This is a genomic window from Veillonella parvula, assembly GCF_032550495.1.
GTDB classification, from domain to species: Bacteria; Bacillota; Negativicutes; order Veillonellales; family Veillonellaceae; genus Veillonella; species Veillonella parvula_G.
In genome coordinates this window covers 692,412-717,402 of the sequence record NZ_JAWFZJ010000001.1, presented here as the reverse complement: position 1 = coordinate 717,402, position 24,991 = coordinate 692,412, and the positions used below count along the sequence as shown (strand labels likewise).

At 32.3% G+C, this 24,991-nt stretch carries 25 protein-coding genes and 1 pseudogene; 23 read left to right on the top strand and 3 right to left on the bottom strand.

Going from position 1 to position 24,991, the window contains the following annotated elements; genetic code table 11:
- Nucleotides 1-654, top strand: a complete 654-nt coding sequence (locus E6X37_RS03555) for a DUF4304 domain-containing protein (protein WP_156697476.1) — start codon at nt 1-3, stop codon at nt 652-654.
- 106 nt (nt 655-760) lie between these two features.
- Here the strand turns inward: E6X37_RS03555 and E6X37_RS03550 are convergent, their stop codons facing one another.
- A complete protein-coding gene (locus E6X37_RS03550; protein ID WP_316581245.1) occupies nt 761-3,046 on the bottom strand; it encodes a TonB-dependent receptor in 2,286 nt (761 codons plus the stop codon).
- 201 nt (nt 3,047-3,247) lie between these two features.
- Here E6X37_RS03550 and E6X37_RS03545 point away from each other — a divergent pair, with 201 nt between their 5' ends.
- The 19 genes and pseudogenes from E6X37_RS03545 to E6X37_RS03455 all read left to right on the top strand — a co-directional run bounded on the left by E6X37_RS03545 (nt 3,248) and on the right by E6X37_RS03455 (nt 19,953).
- The gene (locus tag E6X37_RS03545; RefSeq protein WP_156697477.1) at nt 3,248-3,664 is read left to right on the top strand and encodes a polyketide cyclase; all 417 of its coding nucleotides are present in this window, start codon (nt 3,248-3,250) and stop codon (nt 3,662-3,664) included.
- A 44-nt stretch (nt 3,665-3,708) separates the two neighbouring features.
- Nucleotides 3,709-4,344, top strand: a complete 636-nt coding sequence (locus E6X37_RS03540; protein WP_232054977.1) for a DUF6037 family protein — start codon at nt 3,709-3,711, stop codon at nt 4,342-4,344.
- Between the two features lie 220 nt (nt 4,345-4,564).
- Nucleotides 4,565-5,626, top strand: coding sequence for an ankyrin repeat domain-containing protein (locus E6X37_RS03535; RefSeq protein ID WP_316689518.1), 1,062 nt, complete (start codon nt 4,565-4,567; stop codon nt 5,624-5,626).
- A 43-nt stretch (nt 5,627-5,669) separates the two neighbouring features.
- On the top strand, nt 5,670-6,089 hold the full coding sequence (locus tag E6X37_RS03530) for a bacteriocin (protein WP_156697479.1): 420 nt from the start codon (nt 5,670-5,672) through the stop codon (nt 6,087-6,089).
- Complete coding sequence (locus E6X37_RS03525) at nt 6,082-6,441, top strand: hypothetical protein (protein ID WP_316689549.1); 360 nt, start codon at nt 6,082-6,084, stop codon at nt 6,439-6,441. Before E6X37_RS03530 ends, E6X37_RS03525 begins: the two co-directional genes overlap by 8 nt.
- A 47-nt stretch (nt 6,442-6,488) precedes the next feature.
- Nucleotides 6,489-6,959 carry a glycosyl transferase family 4 gene (locus tag E6X37_RS03520; protein WP_156697480.1) on the top strand — a complete coding sequence of 157 codons (471 nt, stop codon included), beginning with the start codon at nt 6,489-6,491 and terminating at the stop codon, nt 6,957-6,959.
- 29 nt (nt 6,960-6,988) lie between these two features.
- Nucleotides 6,989-8,517 (top strand): annotated as a pseudogene (locus E6X37_RS03515) (SMI1/KNR4 family protein).
- Between the two features lie 56 nt (nt 8,518-8,573).
- The gene (locus E6X37_RS03510) at nt 8,574-9,596 is read left to right on the top strand and encodes a DMP19 family protein (protein ID WP_156697481.1); all 1,023 of its coding nucleotides are present in this window, start codon (nt 8,574-8,576) and stop codon (nt 9,594-9,596) included.
- Between the two features lie 96 nt (nt 9,597-9,692).
- Nucleotides 9,693-10,850, top strand: a complete 1,158-nt coding sequence (locus E6X37_RS03505; protein WP_156697482.1) for an MBL fold metallo-hydrolase — start codon at nt 9,693-9,695, stop codon at nt 10,848-10,850.
- 16 nt (nt 10,851-10,866) lie between these two features.
- A complete protein-coding gene (locus E6X37_RS03500; RefSeq protein ID WP_156697483.1) occupies nt 10,867-13,644 on the top strand; it encodes a serine protease in 2,778 nt (925 codons plus the stop codon).
- A 1-nt stretch (nt 13,645) separates the two neighbouring features.
- Entirely contained in the window at nt 13,646-14,056 is a 411-nt protein-coding gene (locus E6X37_RS03495; RefSeq protein ID WP_156697484.1) for a hypothetical protein, read from the top strand.
- Nucleotides 14,046-14,459, top strand: coding sequence for a hypothetical protein (locus E6X37_RS03490; RefSeq protein ID WP_156697485.1), 414 nt, complete (start codon nt 14,046-14,048; stop codon nt 14,457-14,459). The genes E6X37_RS03495 and E6X37_RS03490 overlap by 11 nt, the downstream gene beginning before the upstream one ends.
- Nucleotides 14,459-15,469, top strand: a complete 1,011-nt coding sequence (locus E6X37_RS03485) for a radical SAM/SPASM domain-containing protein (RefSeq protein WP_174892327.1) — start codon at nt 14,459-14,461, stop codon at nt 15,467-15,469. Before E6X37_RS03490 ends, E6X37_RS03485 begins: the two co-directional genes overlap by 1 nt.
- A gap of 16 nt (nt 15,470-15,485) precedes the next feature.
- A complete protein-coding gene (locus tag E6X37_RS03480) occupies nt 15,486-16,394 on the top strand; it encodes a hypothetical protein (protein ID WP_156697487.1) in 909 nt (302 codons plus the stop codon).
- Nucleotides 16,395-16,434: 40 nt separating this feature from the next.
- Nucleotides 16,435-16,923, top strand: a complete 489-nt coding sequence (locus E6X37_RS03475) for a prolyl-tRNA synthetase associated domain-containing protein (RefSeq protein ID WP_156697488.1) — start codon at nt 16,435-16,437, stop codon at nt 16,921-16,923.
- Nucleotides 16,924-16,958: 35 nt separating this feature from the next.
- On the top strand, nt 16,959-17,726 hold the full coding sequence (locus tag E6X37_RS03470) for a putative quinol monooxygenase (RefSeq protein WP_156697489.1): 768 nt from the start codon (nt 16,959-16,961) through the stop codon (nt 17,724-17,726).
- A gap of 109 nt (nt 17,727-17,835) precedes the next feature.
- A complete protein-coding gene (locus E6X37_RS03465) occupies nt 17,836-18,615 on the top strand; it encodes a protein-ADP-ribose hydrolase (RefSeq protein ID WP_156697490.1) in 780 nt (259 codons plus the stop codon).
- Complete coding sequence (locus tag E6X37_RS03460; protein WP_156697491.1) at nt 18,587-19,438, top strand: SIR2 family NAD-dependent protein deacylase; 852 nt, start codon at nt 18,587-18,589, stop codon at nt 19,436-19,438. The genes E6X37_RS03465 and E6X37_RS03460 overlap by 29 nt, the downstream gene beginning before the upstream one ends.
- Nucleotides 19,439-19,455: 17 nt before the next feature.
- Nucleotides 19,456-19,953 (top strand): methylated-DNA--[protein]-cysteine S-methyltransferase, encoded by a 498-nt coding sequence (locus E6X37_RS03455; RefSeq protein WP_156697492.1) that lies wholly within the window; start codon nt 19,456-19,458, stop codon nt 19,951-19,953.
- 222 nt (nt 19,954-20,175) lie between these two features.
- Here the strand turns inward: E6X37_RS03455 and E6X37_RS03450 are convergent, their stop codons facing one another.
- The gene (locus E6X37_RS03450) at nt 20,176-20,838 is read right to left on the bottom strand and encodes a fumarylacetoacetate hydrolase family protein (protein WP_156697493.1); all 663 of its coding nucleotides are present in this window, start codon (nt 20,836-20,838) and stop codon (nt 20,176-20,178) included.
- 188 nt (nt 20,839-21,026) lie between these two features.
- Between E6X37_RS03450 and E6X37_RS03445 the strand changes: the two genes are divergently transcribed.
- Nucleotides 21,027-22,049, top strand: coding sequence for a branched-chain amino acid aminotransferase (locus E6X37_RS03445; RefSeq protein WP_156697494.1), 1,023 nt, complete (start codon nt 21,027-21,029; stop codon nt 22,047-22,049).
- Nucleotides 22,050-22,166: 117 nt separating this feature from the next.
- Here the strand turns inward: E6X37_RS03445 and E6X37_RS03440 are convergent, their stop codons facing one another.
- Nucleotides 22,167-22,559 carry a thioesterase family protein gene (locus E6X37_RS03440; protein WP_156697495.1) on the bottom strand — a complete coding sequence of 131 codons (393 nt, stop codon included), beginning with the start codon at nt 22,557-22,559 and terminating at the stop codon, nt 22,167-22,169.
- A 276-nt stretch (nt 22,560-22,835) separates the two neighbouring features.
- Between E6X37_RS03440 and E6X37_RS03435 the strand changes: the two genes are divergently transcribed.
- Nucleotides 22,836-23,573, top strand: a complete 738-nt coding sequence (locus tag E6X37_RS03435) for a TVP38/TMEM64 family protein (protein WP_156697496.1) — start codon at nt 22,836-22,838, stop codon at nt 23,571-23,573.
- A gap of 143 nt (nt 23,574-23,716) precedes the next feature.
- A complete protein-coding gene (locus tag E6X37_RS03430) occupies nt 23,717-24,910 on the top strand; it encodes an aminotransferase-like domain-containing protein (RefSeq protein ID WP_156697497.1) in 1,194 nt (397 codons plus the stop codon).
- Nucleotides 24,911-24,991: the final 81 nt, after the last annotated feature.

The following is a 24,991-nucleotide window of genomic DNA, read 5'->3' as shown; positions in this document are numbered from 1 at the left end:
ATGACATTGAAGCCTAGAGAGGTATGTGAAAAAGCGTGGCAAGATATAGCGAGTCATTTTCCAGATTTTAAGGTGACCGGTAAAGGTCAGAAGTTAAAGAAAATCTCTAAAAATAAAGATCTTACCTTTGAAATCTGTTTTCAGGCTAACAGAAATAATTATGCGTGTAGTGTAGAATTTGTTCCACATATTTTTATTTATTCAAAAGATATGAAGAAGGCTAATTATCATAATGGATTTGTTTATGGCGGAGAGCTTGGAAGCTTATTAAATAGAAAAGCTTGGCACTGGTGGCAATTAGCAGGAGCAAGCTATCAGTATACTGTAGATGAAGTTAGCAAATTACTTGAGGAACATATCATGCCAATATTTGATGATTTTGAAGATACAGAAAGTAATATTGAAAAGTTTATAGATGGAGATATAATTGATCATAATTTACTGTATTATATTTATCACTTTGGTGGAAAAGCTAAGGCTGAGCAGTATTTTAATAAGATAATAGAAAAAGATAAGTTAAGCAGTAAATATATTGGCTTTTATAATCATTTGAAAGACTTGCCGAAGGAAAGTATCTTATTAGATGAAGGAGAGTTTTATGGAGCTGATATGGTTAAGTTTGCTTTTATCAATGGACTCGAAATAGACAAATAATAGAGAAGCCCTTCGCATAGTGATATGTACCCCCTTTACTGGTTGTCCAGTAAAGGGGGTACATATCATATATGAAGGGCTTTTACTATAATTTGACCAATGATTACTAGAATTTAAACTTCATACTTGCGGAGTATGTACGACCGGCTGTTGCTTCATCATTAAAGAATATGCGGTTAAATACATTTTGAATACCAAACTGCAATGTCGCCTCTTTAGAGAACTTATAATTCATAGCTATATTAGAAATAAAGTAACTATCCTCAGAACCATATTGACCAGTAATGTCATCTACAGATTGACGACGACTTACATATTGAGTATCCCAAAGTGCATTCCATTTGCCACTAGTATATTCAAGCCCTGCATGGAATATATGTTTAGGAATATCATAATTTACTTCCGTATATTCGTTAGTATTTGTATTAGGAAGTTCTTTGTGTTTAATACGGCCCATTTGCCAAGTATAATTTCCAAATACAGACCATTTTGATGATAATTTATGTCGAACTTCTAGTTCTACACCACGGCGAGTTTCTAGGTCCACATTATTATACATTTTATAATCTACATCACCATTACGATCATAATAGGTTACATATTTTATTTTGTCTTTTGTTTTTACATAGAATCCAGATACATTTAATGTTGTTTTTGTATTCCATTCTTTTTTTAGACCAATTTCAAATGAGTCAGACCGTTCTGGATCTAAGTTAGGATTGGCTTTTACAATATCACTATATCGATACACTTGGCTCAATGGAGGTGGGTTAAAGGAGTGTCCGTAAGAAGCATACACGTTCAAAGAGTCATTCAAATAATGTTCAATAGCCAATCTAGGACTCAATTCTGTATATGTGCCTTCTCCATGATTTACGGTGTCATATTTTTTATTAACCTTATCATACGTAACGTGTTGTCCATGGTACTTTTTAAATCGGTCTATACGAAGCCCTGTATAAATTGCCCAATCATTATTAGGTCGATAAGTATCTTGTATGAATAATGCTAGATTGTTAGTAGCGCCTTTGTTAATTTCATACAATCCACCTGGATATGTTGTAGAATCAAAAGAGGAATGATTTCTCCAATTTGTTAGTTCTCTTCGTTTTTGATCAAAGTTTTCTTTTTTCCAGTTTAATCCAGCAACAAGAGTATGTTTACCCATACGGTCCCAGATTTTTTGTACATCTAAGTTAATTGTTTTTCCAGGGTAGAAGGAGTCATCGCCAGGTCCATTATAGTTTGGTGTGTTTGGACTATTAGGACTAGAGAATCCGTCTTTCTTGCGATCCAATACATTAAAAATAACTTGTAATTTGCTCTTGTCATTTTTATATTGTAAATTATGAGCGTGATATTCTTTCAATCCATCATAGCCTAAATATCTACTTGTTCTAAGAGCCACATATTTTTGATCATTTATTTTGATGTTTCCTGAGAAAACTGGTTTACCATTTACTGTAATCGTACTCATAGGATTTTCATAGGCATATCTATTTTTTGTGTATAGATATGAATATGTTAAAGCTTCCTTGTCACGTAGATTCATCGTTATATAGGTTGAAAGACTTTTATTATTATATGACTTATTACCTCGACTACCTAATAGATAGGCACCATCTTTGGTTTGTGGTACAGGATTATCAGGTGTCACTGTTTTTGTATTAGGTTTGATTTTTGCTGCTTTGCCAGTAATGAAGAAACCTGGATATCCATCGGTACGTCTTTGTTCAAAAGACATACCAACAGCAACACGATCTGATACACGAGCGTCAAAGCCTAACTCGTCATTCAGTGTTCCATGAGAGCCATATCCAACTTGACCATGCCAATGAATGTCTTTTACGGATTGTTTTGGTTCTGCTTGTTTCGTTTGTATGCTGATAACACCTGCCACACCTCTACCACCATATAAAGAAGAGCTAGGGCCACGTACTAGCTCAATTCGTTCAATTGAATGTACCGGTATAGCTTCCCAATCAACACTATTATTAAATGTATTATTCATTGGTACACCATTAAGTAGTACTAATGTATTGGTAGAGTCAAATCCACGGATTTGTAAGCCGCCATTGGCTTTTTGGCTTTTATAAACACCAGGCAACATTTGTAGAGCATCTGCTACCGTATCAGCTCTTCGCGCTTCAATATCTTCCGTTGTTACAACAGAAACAGAACTAGGTGTTTTTACAATGTCTTCCATTGTTCTTGTAGCTGTCACAGTCACATTATAAGTTGGTAATGGTACAGGTTCATCTGTTACATTCTTGTCAATGGCATTTACAATTTGACCACTCATAGCCGTTAAAATCATGGAAAATAATAGAGCTTTCGAGGTAATGGTTTGATTGCAACCACTTGCTTTTTTCTTACATTTACTTTTTCTCATACACACAACCCTTTAATAAATAAAAATACACTATTTTAAGTATATCATTGAAATATGTTTCTGAATATTATCATGTTATGAATACTACTTATATTAATATGAATATTATTAAGGGGGTTGTAGAGATATGTAAGTAGGTTAAAGAGTTTAATCCATCTTTTATTGATTATGTGTATTTTTAATATATTTGAGGTGATTACTATGGCAGTTTCTAATTTAAGAGCTACATTAATATGTCCAATAGAAATAGTATGGGATACAGTGACAAATCTGAATGATTATTCATGGAGAAGTGATTTAAAAGATGTAAGAATTATAGATGAGCATAACTTTATAGAGATTACAAAGGATGGTATTGAAACTTATTTTAAAATTACAGAATGTATCAAATACCAGTCATGGATATTTGAGATAGAAAATAAAAATATTAAGGGTACTTGGGTTGGAAAATTTTATGCGGAGGGAGATAAAACGATTCTAGATTTTACAGAAAATATTGTTTCTAAAAAATCAATACTTAAGCCATTTATAAGCTTATATTTGAAACGACAACAAAAAATATATTTTAGAGATTTAAAAGCAAAACTGAATTGTGAAGAGTTTGACGCTGTTAGATAATATTTATAAGATTAGTTTTATCAAAATAGAAGGTGGTGCGTTTTGTGGCTGAGGTTAGATTTGAAAATCTTCGAAAGTTATTAAAGAGTATGAAGGAAAATGAATGGATAATCGATACTTTTTGGTTTAAGTATAAGAGTGAAAATTATGTAGTAATTCTTAAAGTGTATAACGAAAACGAGAGAAAACCAAGTGATTATGCAAAAGTAAAATTAGAATTTATTAGAGGCAATAATGTTAAAGATTCTATTCATGCTTATGCAGATTTTTGGGAAATATATTTTAATAGTAGAGATGAGTTCGCTAAATTTTTTAATATCAATAGAAGCGATGCTAATCGTGACTTATTTATTGATTTTTCGAAAATTTTTGCAAAGTTTATACCTGTTAAGAAAATAGAGGAAAAGAGCGATTTGCTTAGGAGATTAGAAGGTTCAAGATGTGAAGGTAATAATCCTGATGCAATATTTTGTTATGATGTTAAACGTAATGGGAGTACAAATGGTCATAAGAATACTAGAACTATAGAAAATAGTAATAAGGCTCGTACTTTAAGATCTTTTTTATATTATAAATATAGAGAAGATCAGAATCTTAGTTTTTATTTTTCTCCTAATCCAAGTGATGAAAAGAGTGATGAAGAGATTATCTGTCAAGTTGCCAAGCGTCATGGTAAATAGACTATCTGTGGAATGCAATTTTTAAATGTGCATGGATTAAAATTTATTAATGTTCTTGTTATTTCGTTATGAAAAGATAAATTGAGATTTTAGAATTGTATTTGATATATGATAGCCTTTCGCTTATACGAGGGGCTTTTACTATACAATCATACTTATAAATGTAATATAATGTAATTAGTGATAATCATTTTAAAAATATAGTTCATGGGAGAGAGACATGATAGAGATAAAAGATTTAGGTACTTTTGAATCTGTGCCTAAAATAGTGACGGATATTATTGAGGGTAATCTACTTGCACTTGTGTCGGCGTTGGCGGCTGGTTGGGATATTCCTGAAGTCATAGAAAATGATGAATATAGTGAGCATACACCCTTAGAATTAGCTTTAGTCATGTGTTGTTTGCCAAGTGTTCAATGGTTAGTAGAACATGGTGCTAATCTTAATGAGGCAGAAAATCCTAGTTTCTTATTAGCTGTTAGATATGGTAATAAAGAGATTATAGATTATGTTGTGGCTCATGGTGCCAATGTTCATGCTTTGAACCGTGTGAAAGTAGATGCTTTTCAAGCTGCCTTATATGGCAAGAAATATAATCACTTACAGATTATTCATGACTTAGGCCATACGGTACAGCAATATGGTGGTCGAGCTTTCAGAAATGCCATTACAGATAGAAATTATGAGGTCCTAGATTTTTTCATCCACAATGGTGTAGATATTAACTACAACAAGCCTGATTCTGTATATCCCTTTAAACCAACCCCATTGTGTGTAGCAGCTCGGTATGTAGACTTAAAGATGTGTAAATACTTGGTAGAACATGGTGCTGATGTAACCATTACGGAAAAGGATGGTATGCGTCCCTATAGCATTGCCATTGAAAAGGGCGATATGGAAATGGCAGAGTATTTTAAATCTTTAGAGCCTGCTGAGTTCCATGATATACAGAATAAGATGGATCAGTTAAAGCCCTTTAAATTACCAAAAGCATTAGTAAATTTTTTAGAGGGCGATCATCTTTACTTTGAATTACCAGACTCCGATTTTATATCTATAGAGTTCTTCCCACTTATTGATACGATTCCATTTAAATTAGGTCGTCGTAATCTATTGCGTTTATCTAAAGAACTAGGCGAGTATAATGAGTGGCAAATTGTGTGGGATCCTAAAAGTAAAAAGATTAGTTGTTATGATATAGAACATCAAGAGTTACGAGAACTTTGTAAATTTGATGAATTTATGGCGGATATGTCAGGTCAATTAGAAACTTTATTTTAAAATAAGGTAATTTTAATATGTAGTTAAGGAGAATAGGATATATATGATAGCTGACTTCGATAAAACATATACTGATTGGTCAATTGATGTAGGTACTTATAAATATGAAGGTATTACACTGAATGAAGTTGAGCAAAATCTATATGCTATTCAAGATCAAGAGCAAGATTTTGTAGTTATATTACCATTAAATGCAATCTTAATAGATAATAAAAAGTATAACTTTGTACAAGTTTGTAGTGATCAAGATACTGATTTATTACATACAGAAATTAGTGTAACTAATAATGGTGAGAAAGGCGCTATTATATATGGTAAAAATGAGCAAGGCCCCCAAGAGGTATTACAGATAATAGCAGATTTTATTGCACATCATAAGGTGCCAGCATTAGATAGTTGGGAAATAGTGTTAGATTTAAGACCGAAGATGGAAAGCTATGTGAAGGGTACAAATGATAACTAATTCTGCAATATATGATGAACAGTTAAGACAATATACCATATCCTACGAAGGAATACAGTTTTGCTGGGATGATAAACCAACAGATGCTAATTTAGATACGGCAAAGTTATTAGCTGTTAATTACCATAAGAATATAGATACAATTGTTACTTTCATCTATAACGAAATAAGCGATTGGTATGGGACGATAACCATTGAAGAAGTGAAAAGCCGTATTGGTACGCCTATTATTGAACCCGAACGTGATGCTGTAACCTATTGCGAGCAAACCTTTGATGATACCCATATCTTTTCCTTTACATTTTGGGATGATGAATTTAAAGATTTGCATTATTTTGCCATAGATGGCTAATATATTCTTAATGTTTTCCCCATTATAACGTATATGTGGAGCTTATTATGCTATATACACCGAATAACCTTTTGTATAAGTATATTCGCTATCGATTTAGACGGATTCAGATTCAATGCAATATGGTATATGATGTAACACCAGAGGAAGAACATGAGATTTGTCGTAATCTGTTAAAAAAGAGAGCGAAGATATTGATTCCTGTTGGCATATTATATTGTTTGATCTTTGCTGTAAGTTTCGTTTGGCTATTAGGAACTAGTGAAGAACTAAACCCCGTAATGCAATGGGAAGTAAGCGTAATAGACTATGTTATACCCATTATAAATACCATTGATTTTAAATGGTATGCATATTCACTTGACCTATTGCGAGTAGCAGTTATTTTAGCCCCTATAGCGATTATAAATGTATTTCCTTATATCATTTTTTCCTATATTGTTGATACCATTTTGTTACGACGCAGGGTAAAAGTTTTAATTAAAGAATATTCCACTGATGAGAAACTATTTGGTTAAAATAATCTATTTAACTAGGAGAGAGTATTATGAGTAATCTAAAAGACTTTGATTGGAACGGATTTTGGAACGATGTTGATTATGCATTTGAATCCTATATAGGTAAACCTGTTACTGATGAGGATATTAAAGCAGCTGAAGCAAATCTAGGGTATACATTGCCGGCAGCTTATATTGAGTTACTTAAAAACCATAATGGTGGTGTAGTAAATAAAAATTGTTTTATCAATGATAATAGGGATTGTGTATATATAACAGGTATATATGGCATCGATAGAGATAAGAAATACTCTCTTTTAGGTGAGATAGGGAATGAATTTTGGATTTCGAAAGTAAAATATCCCCCTATCGGTGTCGTTGTAGCCGATACGATTTCTGGTGGGCATGACATGATTTTCCTCGATTATCGTGAGTGTGGTCCTATAGGCGAACCTAAGGTTGTCCGTGTAGACCAAGAATGTGATTACTCAATTACTCTATTAGCAGATAACTTTGGTGATTTTATTAAGGGCTTATATATCAGTATAGAAGACATTACGAACGAAGAGTTTCAAGAATTAAGTGATGCGGAAAAGGTTAAGTTCCTTAATGGTCAAGAGGATATCGATATCAAGCGTGCGATGGAGCTGTTAATAATATAGGCATCGATAATTTGTCCTCTATATTGCTAAGCACCTTAGGACGTATGTATAACAATAATGGACGGGCAGCAGAGGCTATCGATTTATTTAATCGTATAGATGAGGCACATCGTGATTGGTCTTGGTATTATCGTTGTGGCTATGCTCATGCGATGTTAGGATGTGGTGAATGTTACGAATCTGAACATGTACAGAAGGCATTACAGTTAATAGAGACAGGCATAAAAATGACGAAAGAAGCTCACTTAGATAAACAGCTTGGTTGGTGCTGTGAAGTAGTAAAGTATCAACTATTTAAAATTAAGCCAAAAGAGTACAAGGAGGATTATCCTGTGATATTTGAAACCATTAAGAATCTTTTTGATAAGAAAAATAGTAAAGATACTACAGAAGGTAAAGCTACTACGGAAGGTAAAGTTACTGGAGATATTAATGAATGCGAAGAAGATAACTATCCTACATATGATGTAGTACATTGGGTATTTAATAAGCAAACATATAGCAGAGAAGAGTTTTCCAAAGAATACAATGAAAATGTAAAGAAATATGTAGATGATGAAGCAGATGACGACGATAGATTAGAAGAACCGGAAATTCTAGTAACCTATGAAGCTTGGATTGAAAGTGAAGATCAACTTTTTGATAATGAACGTGTTACCGATGAGGAATTACTTGAAGAAGATAAAGAAGATGGCATGTGGCAGGTAGAAATTATGGCTCATCTTGTGGCGGATAATGGTACATATTTTACTAGAGAAGAATTGCTCTTTAAATTGCATAATTTAATGGCTAATAAAGAACTTGGTGATCACGTATTCTTTGAAGGTATTGAATACGAAGGTCATGAATGTGAAGGTTACGGACTTATAGATAATGAAGATAGTATACCTGTATTCTTTATTGTTTGTGGTAGCTAGTTTCTAAATAATGTTAACTATAAGACTATATTTGTAATACGACAGGATGTGGCATAATGACATTAACGGTTGAACAATTTAAAGCACTTTCTGATATAGAGCAATTACAAACTGTTAAAGATCTTAATGATACTGAACAAGTAGAAACTATTATTGATGTGTTAACTAGTGTGGGCACAGAAAATTTATCTATATCTCTGTTAGGTGAGCTCGGTAGAGCTTATAACAATAATGGCAATGAAAAAGAGGCAATTAAGGTATTAGAGTCTATTGATGAAAAATATCGTGATGCGGTGTGGTATTATCGCTGTGCCTATGCGTATGGAGCCATTGCTTTAGATAATAATGAATCGTATACATCAGATATTATGAAACAGATGCTAAGATTAGTAGATCAGGGCGTACGTTTAGCTCAGGAAAAGAATCTGGATGATATAAAATCGTACTGTTTTGAAGTCATTGATATGTGCTATATGCAGATGGACTTTGAACAGTGTGAAGCAGAGTATCCTGAGTTATGTAAAGCTTATAGCAATTATGTAGCAGAGAAAAAGAAGAAACGAGAAGGTGTACCTCGTCATCGGACCATTACTATTGAAGAAATCCAAGCTACAGATGATATGTGGACTATCAATGAGCCTGCGTATTGGACTATCAATATTTATGGTTCTTATGATGACTATTTAGAATCTGCTAAAGGTTTTACTTTAGAACAGCGATACCTTAATGCTATATCTTGGTACTTCGCAGAGGTTAATAATGGTGGTCATCATCAGTTCTTCTATAACTCTACGGGTATTGTATGGAAGGATGCTCTAGCTGGCTTACGCCTCTTCAAGATGGATCCATTAGCAGATAATTTACAATCTGTAATCGATTATTTTGGTGGGTCCATTCCATTTGATAGGGAAGAACGATGGACCATTTTGAAAGACTGGGAAAATGAAGAGGAGTTGTTCGATTTTCTCGATAAAAAAGATGATGTAGTATATGAATATGATGGAATCTATGAAGAATCATTCGTACATGAACATCCTGAATTATTTGTATTTGATGGTACCTATAAAATTCCCCAATAAGTAGAACTAAATTACTAAAATTATGATTCTATTTGCAAATTATTTGCTATTAAACTTTGTTATATGATGTTATATGATTATAGGAACTGAATTACTATGAATATATGTAATATTATTCATTTGTTGAAAGCGGAATCTGGAGATTGTGTGCTTCTACAATTAGCAAATAAAAGATGTATTTTGATTGATTGTGGATATAAATCAACGTATGAATATGAATTAAAGCCATTATTATTAAGATTATCTAGTGAAGATTATGTAATTTCGCTTCTTATTATTACCCATTATGATGAAGATCATATTGGAGGGGCTATTTCATTTTTAAAGGATAATGGTGATAATTTAAATCCAAATATAATTCAGATTGAAGAAATATGGTTTAATGGGATTTTTAATCTGATAAAACATAGTACTATATTACAAAAACATGTTGTCGAGAAATTATCAAGTAAAAATGAAGAAAAATATGGTAAGGTTTTTGAACAATTTTTAGGTCTCATAGGTTCTGGAGCGGGATTGATTTCTGCAAATTTGGCACAGACATTTGAATTGCTATGTGAAGAAAATCATTATAATCTCAATTCTATCAATGATGGAAGACCAATAGTTGAAGGTGTTAGATTAAAACAAGGAGAGTATTCTATTAGATGTTTAAATCCTAATCAAAAACTATTATTAAACTTAGAATCTTGGATTAATAAAGTTTGTATTGATTCTTTAGGCCCCAATTATGAATTGAAGAAAAAGGATTTTTTAACTTTTTTACAAAATATGCTCTTAAGTATGGGGCGTGAAGCCATATCTGATATTCCAGTCTCACAAATTGGTGTATCACCAATAGATATAGATTCTTGGATTGGAACATCTTCATTAGCCCCAATGAATGATGTTAATCGTGCATCAATTGTTGTTGAGATGTCATATAAAGGTAGAAAATTTCTTTTTATGGCAGATTCTGAAAGTTCTGATTGGATTAAAGTCGCTAGTAATAAATATGATTTTGTTAAAATTTCTCATCATGGAACAACTAAACCCAATATTGCTTTATTAGAGAATATTAAATTTAATAAAGCATTCATTTCTACAAATGGCCGTCGCAATCACCCTGAAGACGAATTTTTAGCAAGACTTATAAAATCGGATGTTTCTGAACTTTATTTTAATTATGATATTAGAAGAAAAGCAATTTTATCTAATTTAGAGCTAACTTATAAATACAAGACTTATTTTGGGAAATCTAAAATATACTTTTAATGATTTGGAGTAAGACATGTATTCAAATATTGTGAAGATAAAACAAGAAGAAGTTGAAAAGTATGGTACCGGTATAGTAATTGATAGTTGTACTGTAATTACGGCTGAACATGTCATTTCACCTGATGAACGTGTTAATGTTGAATATCTAAATGAAACTTTTAAGGGTGATGTTATTTTTCATGGTAATGATATAGCATTAATTAAAATACATGATTTAAAATTTAAAGATTTATTTTATGAGCAATCAGATACTTTATTTTTTACTGATCAAGAAATTTTTTCTGAAGAAGATAGAGTGGAAATAGAAGGTTATAGATCATATTTACTTATAGAACATTCTTTAAGTGGAAAAGGTATATATCCTAGTAATAATACACTCATACATTGTGACTATGAAGTTGGAAGTATTATAAAGGGGAAACTTCAAGATTATAGTGGTCTTTCTGGATCCCCTATAATTCTTAATAGTCGAGCCGTGGGGATAGTTCAAATACAAGTTACGGATCAATCTGGTGTATTGGGAATTGGATTTACATCTATAAATAAGTTTAGACAATATTTGCCTGGTGAAGCGATTACTCAAAGTAAATATATAGATGAACTTTTAGATACTAGTAAAAGTCAAACATTATGTGAAATTGAAAAAAATAAGAAGAGCGCGAAATATATCCCTAGTATCTTTGTGGAAGATGATATTTTTAAAGAGAATATGAGATACTTTAGTGATCCAATTTTATTTTTAAGTAAATCAATTGATGAATTACAATCATTAGATTATTCAAATATAAATAAAGTTTTAAAGGGCGAAGAGATTTCTTTTGCAGAATATTCAGAAAAAATTTCTCCTAATAATTTTTTTAATCAATTGAGCAATGTAGATGCAAAAATAAAACATTATATTAATATAATTGAAATAGCTAAAAAAAAGATTGATTATAACGATTCAGAGAATCTTGAAGATTTTTTTATTCATAGAAGTATGTTTAATAATTCTATTGAATTTAAGCTAAAACAAATAGCTAATTACTTGGAGTTTATTTCTAAACGTATAGTAGTAATTACTAATAATGCTGGCCAAGGTAAAACTAATTTTTTATGTGATTTTACATCTAATTTTCTTGTAAAAAGAAATATTCCAACATTCTATTTCAATGCTTCAAGCTTTATTGAAAATCCGGCAACAGAAATATTAGAGGTAATTACTATAAATAATCAATGGGAAAAAGAGTATGTTAAAAAGTCATTGATGAAACTGTGGGAGATAACAGGAACTTTTATTGTTATTGTAATTGATGGTCTTAATGAAAATACAACACTTAATAATTTTGGAAACTATATAAAATCATCAATTTCAGAATTATTAAAGTATCCTTATATAAAAATAATTTTATCTACAAGGAATGAAAAGTATGATGAGCGTTTCGGTATGCTATCCGATGATAATTTTGGAAGACAATTTTGTAGAATGAATATGAGGCAATTTAGGTCTGATTTATCTAAAAAAAGAATTTTCAAGGGCTATTTAAAGTTTTTTGATGTAGAAATTTTAGAAAGTACATTACCAGAGGCAGTCTATGATCAATTAACTAGAGATACTCTATTGCTTAGATTTTTTTGTGAAGTCAATAAAAAGAAACGTCAAGTACATTTATATGATATATACAAATATTCTTTATTTCAGAAATATTATGATTTAAAAAAATTAGAGTTAATTAATAGTGGGAATCAAATTAATGGAAATCTATTTGATAAACTTATAGAACACATTGCTGAGATTATGATTGATACTAAAGAATTTTCACATATACGATTGGATGAACTAAATTCAGAAGATTTACAAATTGCTTATCAATTATTGGAATCCGATGTAATTTTTAAAACAGAATTTAGATTAAAAAAGGGATTTGTAGAGGATGTTGATGAAATAATAAGCTTTACTTTTGATGAGTTTCGTGATTATTGTTTGACTCGATATATAGTACGTTTAGAAAAGGCAGCTGAGATTTTCCCAAAATTTTGGAGAGATATGCATGATAATAAGTGGAGTATATTAGAAGGAGTACAAAAGTATATCTTTTTCCTATCAAGAACTGAGTCATCAGAAATTGAAAATATCATTAAAAAGTATTCAAATTATAGTTCTATATATTGGAAAAATATATGGAACTTAGAAGACTCATATATCAGGGAGGATGATATTCAATTATGGAAGAAGCATCTTTTTAATGGAGGTCCTTATAGTATACAAATATGTAAATTTTTAATAAATCGTCGAGATCGTGGATATTTTAAAAATAGCTCTATTGATGTGTTGTTTGATTTTTTACTAGAGTTTTCTAAAACTCCTGGAAAATATGATGTGATTATTCGAAAGTTGTTTCCATTTAAAATAAATAATAGATATGAACAAGCTTTTAGTTATAATAATTATGTGATATTGGGTGATGAGTTTATTAAAAGATCAATTGATAATTTTGAGATTTTAGTAGAGCGAAGAAATTATGTTGATGCGTTAAAATTATCGATATTTATTTATCATATAATGCCCAATTTAATTAATGACTTATGGCAAAAAGCTTACTCTATCATTCCATCTGAATCTTTAGAAATACTTGAAGAATACGTTGGTATTAATAATACATATATATTTATAAAAAAGAATGTGAATGATATTCTTTCAGTTTTAAATGAAGCTAACTGTAATAATAGAATTTGTAATTTAAAGTCTCATATAATAGAGGATAATTATAGAAGTATTTTTGATCAGCTAACTAATATATGGGAGAAATAAGATGTGTATAATTATTAGATTAGATGAAACATATTACTTAAAAGTGAAGTCAGATATTACACCAGAATTTATTATTAAACAAATAATTAAAAATTGTGGAATGCGAAAAGACTCTTTTGGTGAATATTATGTTAAGCGCATTTTAAATAATATTTTATCAGGTGGTATAAATTTAACTGAGTTTTATGAAAAATATTACAAAAATGAGTATTCATCTTTTATACAATTCTTATACAATAAAGAATTAATTGACTATGAGGATATTGAAAAATTATCTTTTAAGGATAATGAGATATTATGGAAGCTAAATCCTTATAGCAATAGCTATAATATACAGAATCTTATAGAGTTTAATGATGAAATTCTAATAATTATTAATCGGTTATTGGTAGAGGTTAGTTATGAAGATTAGAAATGGTTTTGTAACAAATAGCTCATCTACATCATTTATTATTTCTACAAAAAATGATCTTAATAAGTCCTCTTTTCTAGAATCTATTGGAGTAGAAAATAAATGTATACTCAATAAGTTTTTTGAAGATTTATTTGACTCTATTGAGGTAAATAAAAGAAATATTATCGATGTTATAAAAGAGGATCCCCATTGTATAGATATAGAGAATTTTTTGAAACAAGAAGGTTTTAATGAAAATACTATTAGCAAAGTAACAGAACTTATAAATATGGGTCAAGATGTTTTTTTTGGTACATTTCGATCTGATGCTGAGACAGTTGCAGAAGTATATTTTTGTTGTGAAAGTTTTATAGTATGTGAGGATGATATTTACTTTAATGGAAATATTAGTGGATGGTAATGCGTTTTATTAGTGATAAATATGGTTATAAAGCTCTATTTGATGAGAATACTGGAAAAACTATTCGTTTAGATGGAGCTGATAATTGTAATAACTGGAAAAAATCAGGTCCAGAATTACTTGATATTTCTATTACAAATTATTGTGAAAGAAACTGTTCATTTTGCTATAGAAATTCTAGTAAAGTTGGCAAACATATGAGTACTTCTTTATATAGAGATATCATTAATGAAGCAAAAGAATTAAAAGTATTTCAAGTAGCATTAGGAGGAGGAAATCCCAACCAACATCCTGATTTTGTTGATTTTTTAAAAATTGCTAGAGAAAATAATATAATACCATCATATACGACAAATGGAGATGGTATGACTTCAGAAATTCTAGATGCTACTAAGGTATATTGCGGTGCTTTGGCCGTTAGTTGGTACGAACCATATAATAATGCAATAACACTTATTGAAGAATGTTTTAATCGTGATATTAAGGTAAATATTCATTTTGTATTAGATGCGGATAATATTTCGAAAGCTAGAGATCTTTTAAATTTAGAAATAATTGATAAGGTAAATGCTATAATATTTTTGAATTATAAACCAGTTGGTCTAGAGAAAAGAACTGTCTTGAAATCAACAAAAGAATTATCAACATTTTTATATGATGTAATTAACTTTTCACGTTGTCAAGTAGGTTTTGATAGCTGCATGATATCACATCTAACTATGATTAAAAATAGTCTAGTTCTAGAGAGTGTAGATTATTGTGAAGCATCAAGGTATTCAGCATTTATATCTGAGCAAGGGATGGTTTATCCCTGTTCGTTTATGTGTGGTCAAGGGTTAAACGGTGAAAGTATTTTAAGTACCTCTTTATTGGAGATTTGGCAAAACTCCTTAGTTTTTAATCAGATAAGAAAGACATTGTTTTTTAAATCGAACAAATGTATGAATTGTGAACACTATCAATTTTGTCATGGTGGTTGTCCGTGTTTTTCGATTAGTTGTATAGAGTAAATATTTAAGGTGTATTATGAGTGATTCTGAAAATGAAAGTTTATGGAGTAAGGTGCGTATACGAAATCTTAAAATCAATATAGTTAAATTTTTGATTGATAAAGAAATAATTGATAATTATATATTTACAAAAACAGAAATTAAAAACTGGTTTGCTTTTAAGGAATATGATTTTAAATACTTCGTTTCTGAGTTTTTTACAGAAGAAAGTAATGTATTTATACTAAATTCGGTTATGAGAAATTTTCTGGAAAAAGTATTTTTATCTAGAACCATTATAAAGGATTCTTTATGCGCTGCAGAAGCTGATTTTATAAGAATATATGGTAGGTATTATGAAGATATAAAACGAAATCGATATAAAAATTTTTACTCTGAAGAATACCGAGATATATTAAAAAAAATTGAGTGTATATTACCGTTATTACACTGGGGAAATATGCCTATATTTAATAAATATTTACTTTTTAATAGAAGGCTTGACCCAGAGGTGGATACAATAAAATTCTATGATAATATAGATTGTCTAAATGCATTATTAACTGAGATAAAAAAAGAAGGGATTATTTTGTCTAATAAAAGTGATTTGAGCTTAAATCGAGAAATGAAATTTATTGTTTACACTCGTCGATATGCTCATGAAGAGATATATATAATTAAGAGAACTTTTGACGGATGGTTAATTAATTCAAATGGAATTTGCGAAAAAAATGGAACGGGCGCATTGTTTGATAGTTTTGAACATGATGGGGTATTTTTTCCTGAAGAGGGAGTTAAATCTGCATTGAATAAATTATGGGATGATGCAGATGAAGGTGTTATTGATTATGAAGTGTTATCAATTAGGCTTCAAGAAGTTGCAGATTGGATAAGTTCTGTTGAAAAGGCTGTTGGAACACAACCTTTATGGGTAAACTATTATTAGAAAAGTCTATAGATTTAGTTGATATTATGTGGAAGTAATAATGAATTTAGATAAACAAGGCGTATATGATTGTTTGCGTGACCATCATATCGATTTTGAAATTACAGATCACGCACCATTATTTAGTATGGACGATAAGCCAAATGTGCAGTTGCCGTATCCTGAGTGGGATGCGAAGAATCTATTTATTCGAGACCATAAGCGGGAGCATTACTATTTAATTACCGTTCGTGGATCAAAGCGTGTAGATTTAAAACAATTTCGTAAAGATCACAAACTTAAAAAAATTTCTTTTGGTTCCGAAGAAGAACTATGGGATATATTGAAGATTAAACCAGGTCATGTATCTCCATTTTGCTTGCTCCATGATGAGGACCGTAAGGTACATTATTATATTGATGCGGACTACGAAAATAATTTAATCGGCATACATCCGAACCAAAATGATGCGACCGTGTGGCTTCAAGGCAAAGAACTAGTTAAACTTATTGAAGAGCATGGTACAATAGTAGAATATATTACATTGTAATTTTGAAGTGTTTTAGGAGCAGTTTAGGAAGATCTATGAATAGAACATTATTAAAACGTATGATAGTTACATCTGTTATTGCCGTATTAGGTGTAAGCACATCTTTTGCAGCTCTTGTTATGGAACGGGATCAATCTGTAGATACAGCACCTAGTGTAGGTATGTATCGTTTCGAAGTACCTGTAGAGCTACAAGGAACTTATAATAGTGCAGGTGTAGCCAATCTGACAGCATCTATGGAAAAAGAGCCTAATACATTGTCCATGAATGTGGCTCATGTAAAGGGGAATCCTTCGGAGTCTTATGTAGTTGAAATCTATAAAGATTTAGCTGCCATTGAAGCACATCGCAAATCTGACCATTATCAAGCATTTGTTAATGAAGTCGGTTCTAAATTAACAAATCGTAAGATGTACGATGTACAGTCTGTACTTTTATTTGAAAAGAAAGATGCATTATCTATCGTCAATGATGGTAAGGCAGTAGTTACCTTAACTGAGTTTACTGTTGATAGCAATGAAATCGATACGGTACAACGACAATATCAACTCGATATGGAACGTGCCGTTCGGGACGATGCGGGTTATAAGGCTGGTTATGTGCTTCGTGAAAGAAACGCAAAGAATCGCTGGTACGTTATTCAGATTTATAGCGATCAGGAAGCTCTTATTAAACACTTGAATAGCCCAGGCTATCGCTTTATGATGAGCCAAATCCAAGGTAGTCTACAAGGGGTTACTACTAAAGTACTAGATGGAGATATCCTCTTTAATCATGGTGGTCAAGCTTTTGTTAGACCTTAGTTTTTGATATAATACTAATCAGTAAAGTTACTGCTAGCATATTATGTGCTAGCAGTTTTTTACTATATAATAGGTTTATAATCCAGTTAATTCTATTTAGGAGTTATATATGACACAGCAGGAACGATTACGCTATCTTTTAGAGGGATTGGTAGCAGAATATAAAGAGAAACATAACGAATATATAGATATTCCCGTAAGTGAAAAAGAACAGTTTACTCTATTTAGAGCACTATGTAATATTCGTCCTGCTGGTGCTATGCCTCTTGAATGGATGAAGATAGAGGATGAATATTTAATTACATTAGCCCGTGAAAAGGGAATCGTAACCATTAATGATATGGAAGAGCGAGAGCCTCAGATTTATCTGTGGCAAGGAGATATTACTCGATTATCTGTAGACGCTATTGTAAATGCAGCCAATAATAAATTGCTCGGATGTTTTGCTCCAAATCATAAGTGTATTGATAACGCTATTCATACCTTTTCTGGTATTGAGCTTCGTATGGAATGTGCAAGAATGACTGAGTATATGGAAATGCCTGAAAAAACGGGTGTAGCTCGTATGACTTATGGGTATAATTTGCCGGCAAAGCATGTACTTCACACGGTGGGACCTATTATTTACGAAGAGGTAACAGATAAAGAGCGAAATGAATTAGCTTCTTGCTATCGGTCTTGTTTACAACTAGCCAATGCTTACAACTTACATTCCATTGCATTCTGTTGTATCTCTACCGGTGAGTTTAGATTTCCTAATGAAGAGGCGGCACAAATTGCAGTCCATACTGTGAGAACCTATTTAAAAGAAAGTAATAGTAAAATCCAAGTGGTATTTAATGTATTTAAGGATATAGATTATGACATCTACAACAAATTATTGGGATAATATACATCGTGTAAAAGAAGCGATTAACAATGCGGATGCCTTATTAGTCGGTGTAGGTGCAGGAATGTCAACTGCAGCAGGATTTACCTATAGTGGTGAACGCTTTCACAAATACTTTGACGACTTTTACAAAAAATATGGTATAACCGACATGTATTCAGGCGGATTTTATAATTATGAAAGTCTGGAAGAATATTGGGCGTTTTTTAGCCGTCTTACGTACTATAATCGATATGACATACAAGTCGGTGAACCTTATCTTCAGTTAATGAAATTATTAGAAGGTAAAAACTATTTTGTCATTACTACAAATGTAGATCATCAAATGCAATTAGCCGGTGTAGATAAAAATAAGTTTTACTACATGCAGGGGGATTATGGGTTGTGGCAGTGCTCAGAGCCATGTCATCAAAAGACCTATGATAATAAAGAACAAGTACAGCGTATGGTAGATGAGCAAAGAGATATGAAAATTCCTACATACTTGATTCCTCATTGTCCTAAATGTGGGAGACCAATGACCATGAATCTTCGTATTGATAGCACTTTTGTTCAAGATGAAGGTTGGTATGCGGCGCAGAAAGGATATACCGCTTTTGTAGAGAAGCATAAAGATAAACCTATTGTATTGTTAGAATTAGGTGTGGGATTTAATACGCCCATGATTATTAAATATCCATTTATGCGGATGGCAGACGATAATATAGATGCATTATATGTGCTAATTAATATGGAAAAGCAAACGATTCCATTTGAAATTCAGCATAATACAATAGCATTTAATGATGATATACTAAAAGTGTTGAATGATTTGTTATCTTAAGAAGGAGTTAATGTACTATGAATTATAAATATACCTATGAAAGTCCATTAGGAACCATGATTATGCTTGGTACATTATCATACTTAACAGATTTGTTTTTTGTTGATGAAAGTCACGCACCTACGTATGATGATGCAGATTATATAGAACAAAAAACAGGTCCTTTTGAAGTGACTATTATGTGGTTAGATCAATATTTCTCTGGTAGAAAACCTTTTGTTACACCACCAATTGAGTTAGAGGGCACAGAGTTCCGCAAGTCTGTATGGTCTATCTTACAGACAATTCCATATGGGGAGACTACGACCTATGGAGATATTGGTAAAAAGATTGCTACAAAGCAAGGTAAAGAAAAGATGTCTGCTCAAGCCGTAGGGGGTGCTGTAGGGCACAATCCAATTTCTATCATTGTTCCTTGTCATCGTGTAATTGGTAGCAATGGCAAGTTAACTGGATATGCAGGAGGTCTTGATCGAAAGCAATATTTATTAGAACTCGAGGCAAAACATAAGTAAATGTTTTCTATACTTCATTGGGCGTATTTAGATACTAGAAAACATAAATCGTACACTATAAAAGGAAATCAAAACAATACATTATAAAAAAAGAGATTATTCCTTTGTGTAGTTGGAGCTACATAAGGGTAATCTCTTTTTATATGTATTTGGATTGTAAATAGATGGTTTAGTTCATATCTATAATAAGCGTAAATACGCTACTATAATAAACCATATATTTTAGACAAATTTATTTTCTAGTGTGCCAATACCACTTATGGAAATGGATACAGTATCACCAGGCTTAAGCCAAGAGTATTTGCTTTCATTCTTGCCAAGTACAACGCCACTAGGTGTACCCGTAAAGATAATGTCACCTTCCTGTAGTGTAATATATTGAGACACAAATTCTATAATCGCATCCGGCTTAAATATCATTTGTTGTAATTTTGCATTTTGTCGTATTTCACCATTTACAGTAGTGGTGATGGTAGCACTTTCAAAATCAAATGTATGAGGTGGAACAATAGTAGGACCAATAGGGGCAAAATTATCTAAAGATTTACCGAGTATCCATTGGGAACCTCTAAACTGTAAAGTACGAGCCGATACATCATTGCCGATGGTATACCCTAAGATATGGTCTACTGCTTTTTCTTTGGAAATATTTTTACCAGCTTTACCAATGATGATAACTAGCTCGCCTTCATAGTCATAATGTAATGATTCATTCTCTATGGTAATCGTATCATGATTTCCAGCTAAAGCGTTTGAGGTTTTCATAAATATTTCTGGAAATTCATGTGTAGCAAGACTGGTTTCAGCAATGTGATCTGCGTAATTTAAACCAATACAGATGATATTGTTTGCATTAGGTATTAAGGTCGTAATATTTTCTTTCATAAAGTAATTCTCCTAAAAGGCATGTAATGTTATTATCATATAATTATTATAATATAATTCCTAATAAATAAAATTATTATACTTGATGTTTTTTATAGAACTATGATGATTTCTATAGAATCTATTGAAATTACACATATATAGTGTTAAGATTATATGTATAATTTATATGTATGGAGGTCATTGTTATGAGCAAGAATATAGATTGGGATAATCTCGGTTTCGGTTATGTGGAAACTGACTACCGTTATGTATCTACATATAAAGATGGTAAATGGGACGAAGGTGGTTTAATTACTGATTCTAATGTGGTATTAAACGAATGTGCTGGTGTATTCCAATACGCTCAAACTATTTTCGAAGGTTTGAAAGCTTATTACACTAAAGATGGTCACATCGTATGTTTCCGTCCAGATCTAAATGCAGCTCGTTTGAACGAGTCTGCGGAACGCCTTGTAATGCCTACATTACCTGAAGGTCGTTTCCTCGAAGCTGTAAAAGAAGTTGTAAAAGCAAATAAAGACTTTGTTCCTCCATATGGCCATGGTGCAAGCCTTTATATTCGCCCTTACATGATGGGTACAAACTCTGTTATCGGTGTAAAACCAGCTGATGAATATCAATTCCGTATTTTCACAACACCAGTAGGTCCTTATTTCAAAGGTGGTGCTAAACCAATTAAAATCCGTATTACTGATTTTGATCGTGCAGCTCCTCATGGTACTGGTCATATTAAAGCGGGCTTAAACTATGCAATGAGTTTGTATGCCATCACTGATGCTCACAACAAAGGTTATGCAGAAAACATGTACCTTGATGCGGCTACTAGAACTCATGTTGAAGAAACAGGTGGTGCAAACTTTATCTTTATCACTAAAGATGGTAAATTAGTAACACCTAAATCCGATAGTATTTTGCCATCTATTACACGTCGTTCCTTGATGTACGTAGCGGAACATTATCTTGGCATGGAAGTAGAACATCGTCCAGTTCATAAAGATGAATTAAAAGACTTTGCTGAAATTGGTCTTTGTGGTACTGCTGCTGTTATATCTCCAGTAGGCCAAATCGATACTCCAGAAGGTACCATTAATGTACCTGCTGGCATGGATGATATGGGGCCTATCACTAAAAAATTATATGACACATTACTTGGCATTCAACATGGTGAAATCGAAGCTCCAGAAGGTTGGATCGTTGAAATTTGCTAATCCTTTATTGGTTTTAGTATTTTAAAAGTAATAAGAAGCGGCATCTATCGTATGATAGATGCCGTTTTATAATATAGTTCTATAAAATGTTGTTAACCCTAAGCGTAGGGAAGAGCGTTAATTAGAATTGGCTCGACTTGCTACCTTAGCCATGAATTTTTCGTTATTAATTACAAACCGTTCATGTGTACCGCGACCGATAACACCAATGCCATCAGAGGCTTCGATATCGAATGTGATTTTACGACCTTCTACAGCGCTTACAGTAGCTTTTGCTGTTACTGTTGCGCCTAAAGGCGTAGGGGCTTCGTGAGTGATGGAGAGGGCGATACCTACCGTGCCTTCACCGTCCTCTAAATATGGCTGTACTGCAGCTTGTGCAGCTTCCTCCATGAGTGCACACATCGCTGGTGTAGCAAAGACATCTAAAGAACCAGACTTCATTGTTTTTGCAATATTAGATTCAGTTACTAGAACTGTTGCTGTAGCTGTTTGACCTGCTGATACCATATTATACCTTCTTTCTTTAAGGAAATTCTCGTTATAGTAGTATTATACATCTATAGATAATTATTATGCTATTAAAATATATATATTTTGAAGATACTACCAATTAAAATAAATATTTTTAATTGGTAGTATCTAAACGAACGATATGTTTTATTCCATTATTGTTATTCAGTAAACATATAGCTAGTTAAATTGGGGGGAAGAAATAGAACTAGTTATAACCTCCCTATAGAATACGTGATATAATTAAGCTAGTCTTTTTAATACGAGGTATATATGAGTAAAAGAAATTTAAAACCTTCTGGTGAAGGTTGGGTACAGTTAATAGCAGGCATTGGTTTCATTGTTTTATTAATTGCCATAAATATAGTAGATCCTACGTTTTATCCGACCATGTGGCACTTGGCAACGAGTGGCTCTATGGAGGAGGTAGCGGAGTATATTCAAAGCTTTGGTCCCATGGCTATGGTTGTGAGTATGGTCCTCGATATTTTCGTTAATGCTGTAGGATTCTTGCCATCCATTTTTATTTCAACTGCAAATGGTTTGGTATTCGGTTTGTGGCCAGGCATCATTATTTCTTGGCTAGCAGAAACAATTGGGGTAGTTATTAGCTTTTATATTATGCGTTACTTTTTGCGTGATACAGCGGACAAGTTGATTGCTAAGAGTACCGTGTTAATGAAAGTAGATGATTTTTCGGGTAAAAACGGTTTTGTGGTCATGTTATTTGCCCGGTCCTTGCCGTATTTTCCATCTGGCGTAATCACAGCGCTAGGGGCTATCAGTAAAATTAAGCCGAGAGATTATATATTGGCTAATTTAATTGGTAAATTCCCATCAACAGCTTTAGAAGTGGCTATTGGTACAGATATTGTAAACTTCCAAGAAAATATGGGGCGATTAGGAATTATTGTACTTGTGGTTGGTGTAGTGTACTTTGTTTTGTGGCAAGTGTACAAACACTATATAAATAAGAGAAATGCTGAGCAAGAGCACGATCCTAATGCGTAATCTAAAAATTAAACTTTTTAATATACAAAATGATTGTTTATATATTGACTTCAGATAAATTAATAATCAGTTCTTGTAATTAATGTTTTTATTTACACTCAATTTGTATGATTTTGGTATAAATATATGAAAGAGGCGATAGTATGAGCTTTTCTCTTCCTGAACGTGTAACCTTAAAAGGGCCTAATTTTATTCGTGAAGTTTTTGAACGTGGTGTAGGAGTAGAAGGCTTTATCAGTTTTGGTATCGGCAATCCTGCGCCAGAAGCAATTCCTGTAGAGGTCATCGAAAAGGCTTTTGATGAGGTGGTTCACTCTAATCCTATGAGTCTTTTACAATATGGACCTATGCAAGGTGATGCGCGTCTTGCTGAACTTACGTTGGAACGTCTTGTAAATACACATAAGATGAATCCTAACGGACAAAGTCTCATTATTTCTAATGGAGCGGGTCAATTACTAGGTCTTGTACCCATTACCGTATTAGAACCAGGCGATGAAGTTTATATGGATGAATTTACTTTCACCAGTGCTATCAACTCTGTACGCAATATGGGCGGTAAAGCATTAGGTGTTAAAACTGACGAGCACGGTATGATTCCAAGTGAGTTAGAAAAAGCGGCTCAATCTGGTAAAGGTAAATATATTTATCTAATTCCTAACTTTCAGAATCCAACAGGCATTACTATGCCTTTAGAACGCCGTAAGGAAATTTACGCTATAGCATCTAAATATGATTTATTTATCTATGAAGATGACCCATATGGTGAAATCCGTTTTGCTGGCGAATATATTCCAACATTTAAATCTTTTGATACAGAAGACCGCGTTCTATATGCAGGTTCTTATTCTAAGACATTATCTGCCGGCTTGCGTGTAGGCTTTTTATTTGGTCCAGCTAAGGTAATTGAGGCTATTCAAGCATTGAAAAATAATACGGCAGGGCAAATGCCGTTGGTTACTCAAAAAGTTGTAGCTAAGGTTCTTGATACTATCGATTATGACGCACATTTGGATAATGTGCGTAAAGTATATAAAACAAAGTGTGATGCATTACTTAACGCTTTTGAAAAGTATGCCAGCTCTAAAGTTAAATTAACGCAACCTACAGGTGGTATGTTTGCATGGATGACGATGCCTGAGGATGTAGATTGTGATGTATTTTTTGAAACTTGTATGGATCGCAATGTAGGAATAATTAAATGTGGTGCCTTTGCAGCAGATGGAGCAGGGGAAGGTCATGCATTTCGCTTGAGTTATACTGTGCCAACTGTAGATGAAATCACGAAGGGCATGGAAATTCTGGGCTCTTTAACTAAAGAATTCTGTGGTGAGTAATATATTGATAATTTTTGATATAACGTGATACAATATATAAGTAGATACATTGTGTTTACCATATAGAAATAAGTTTTTAAT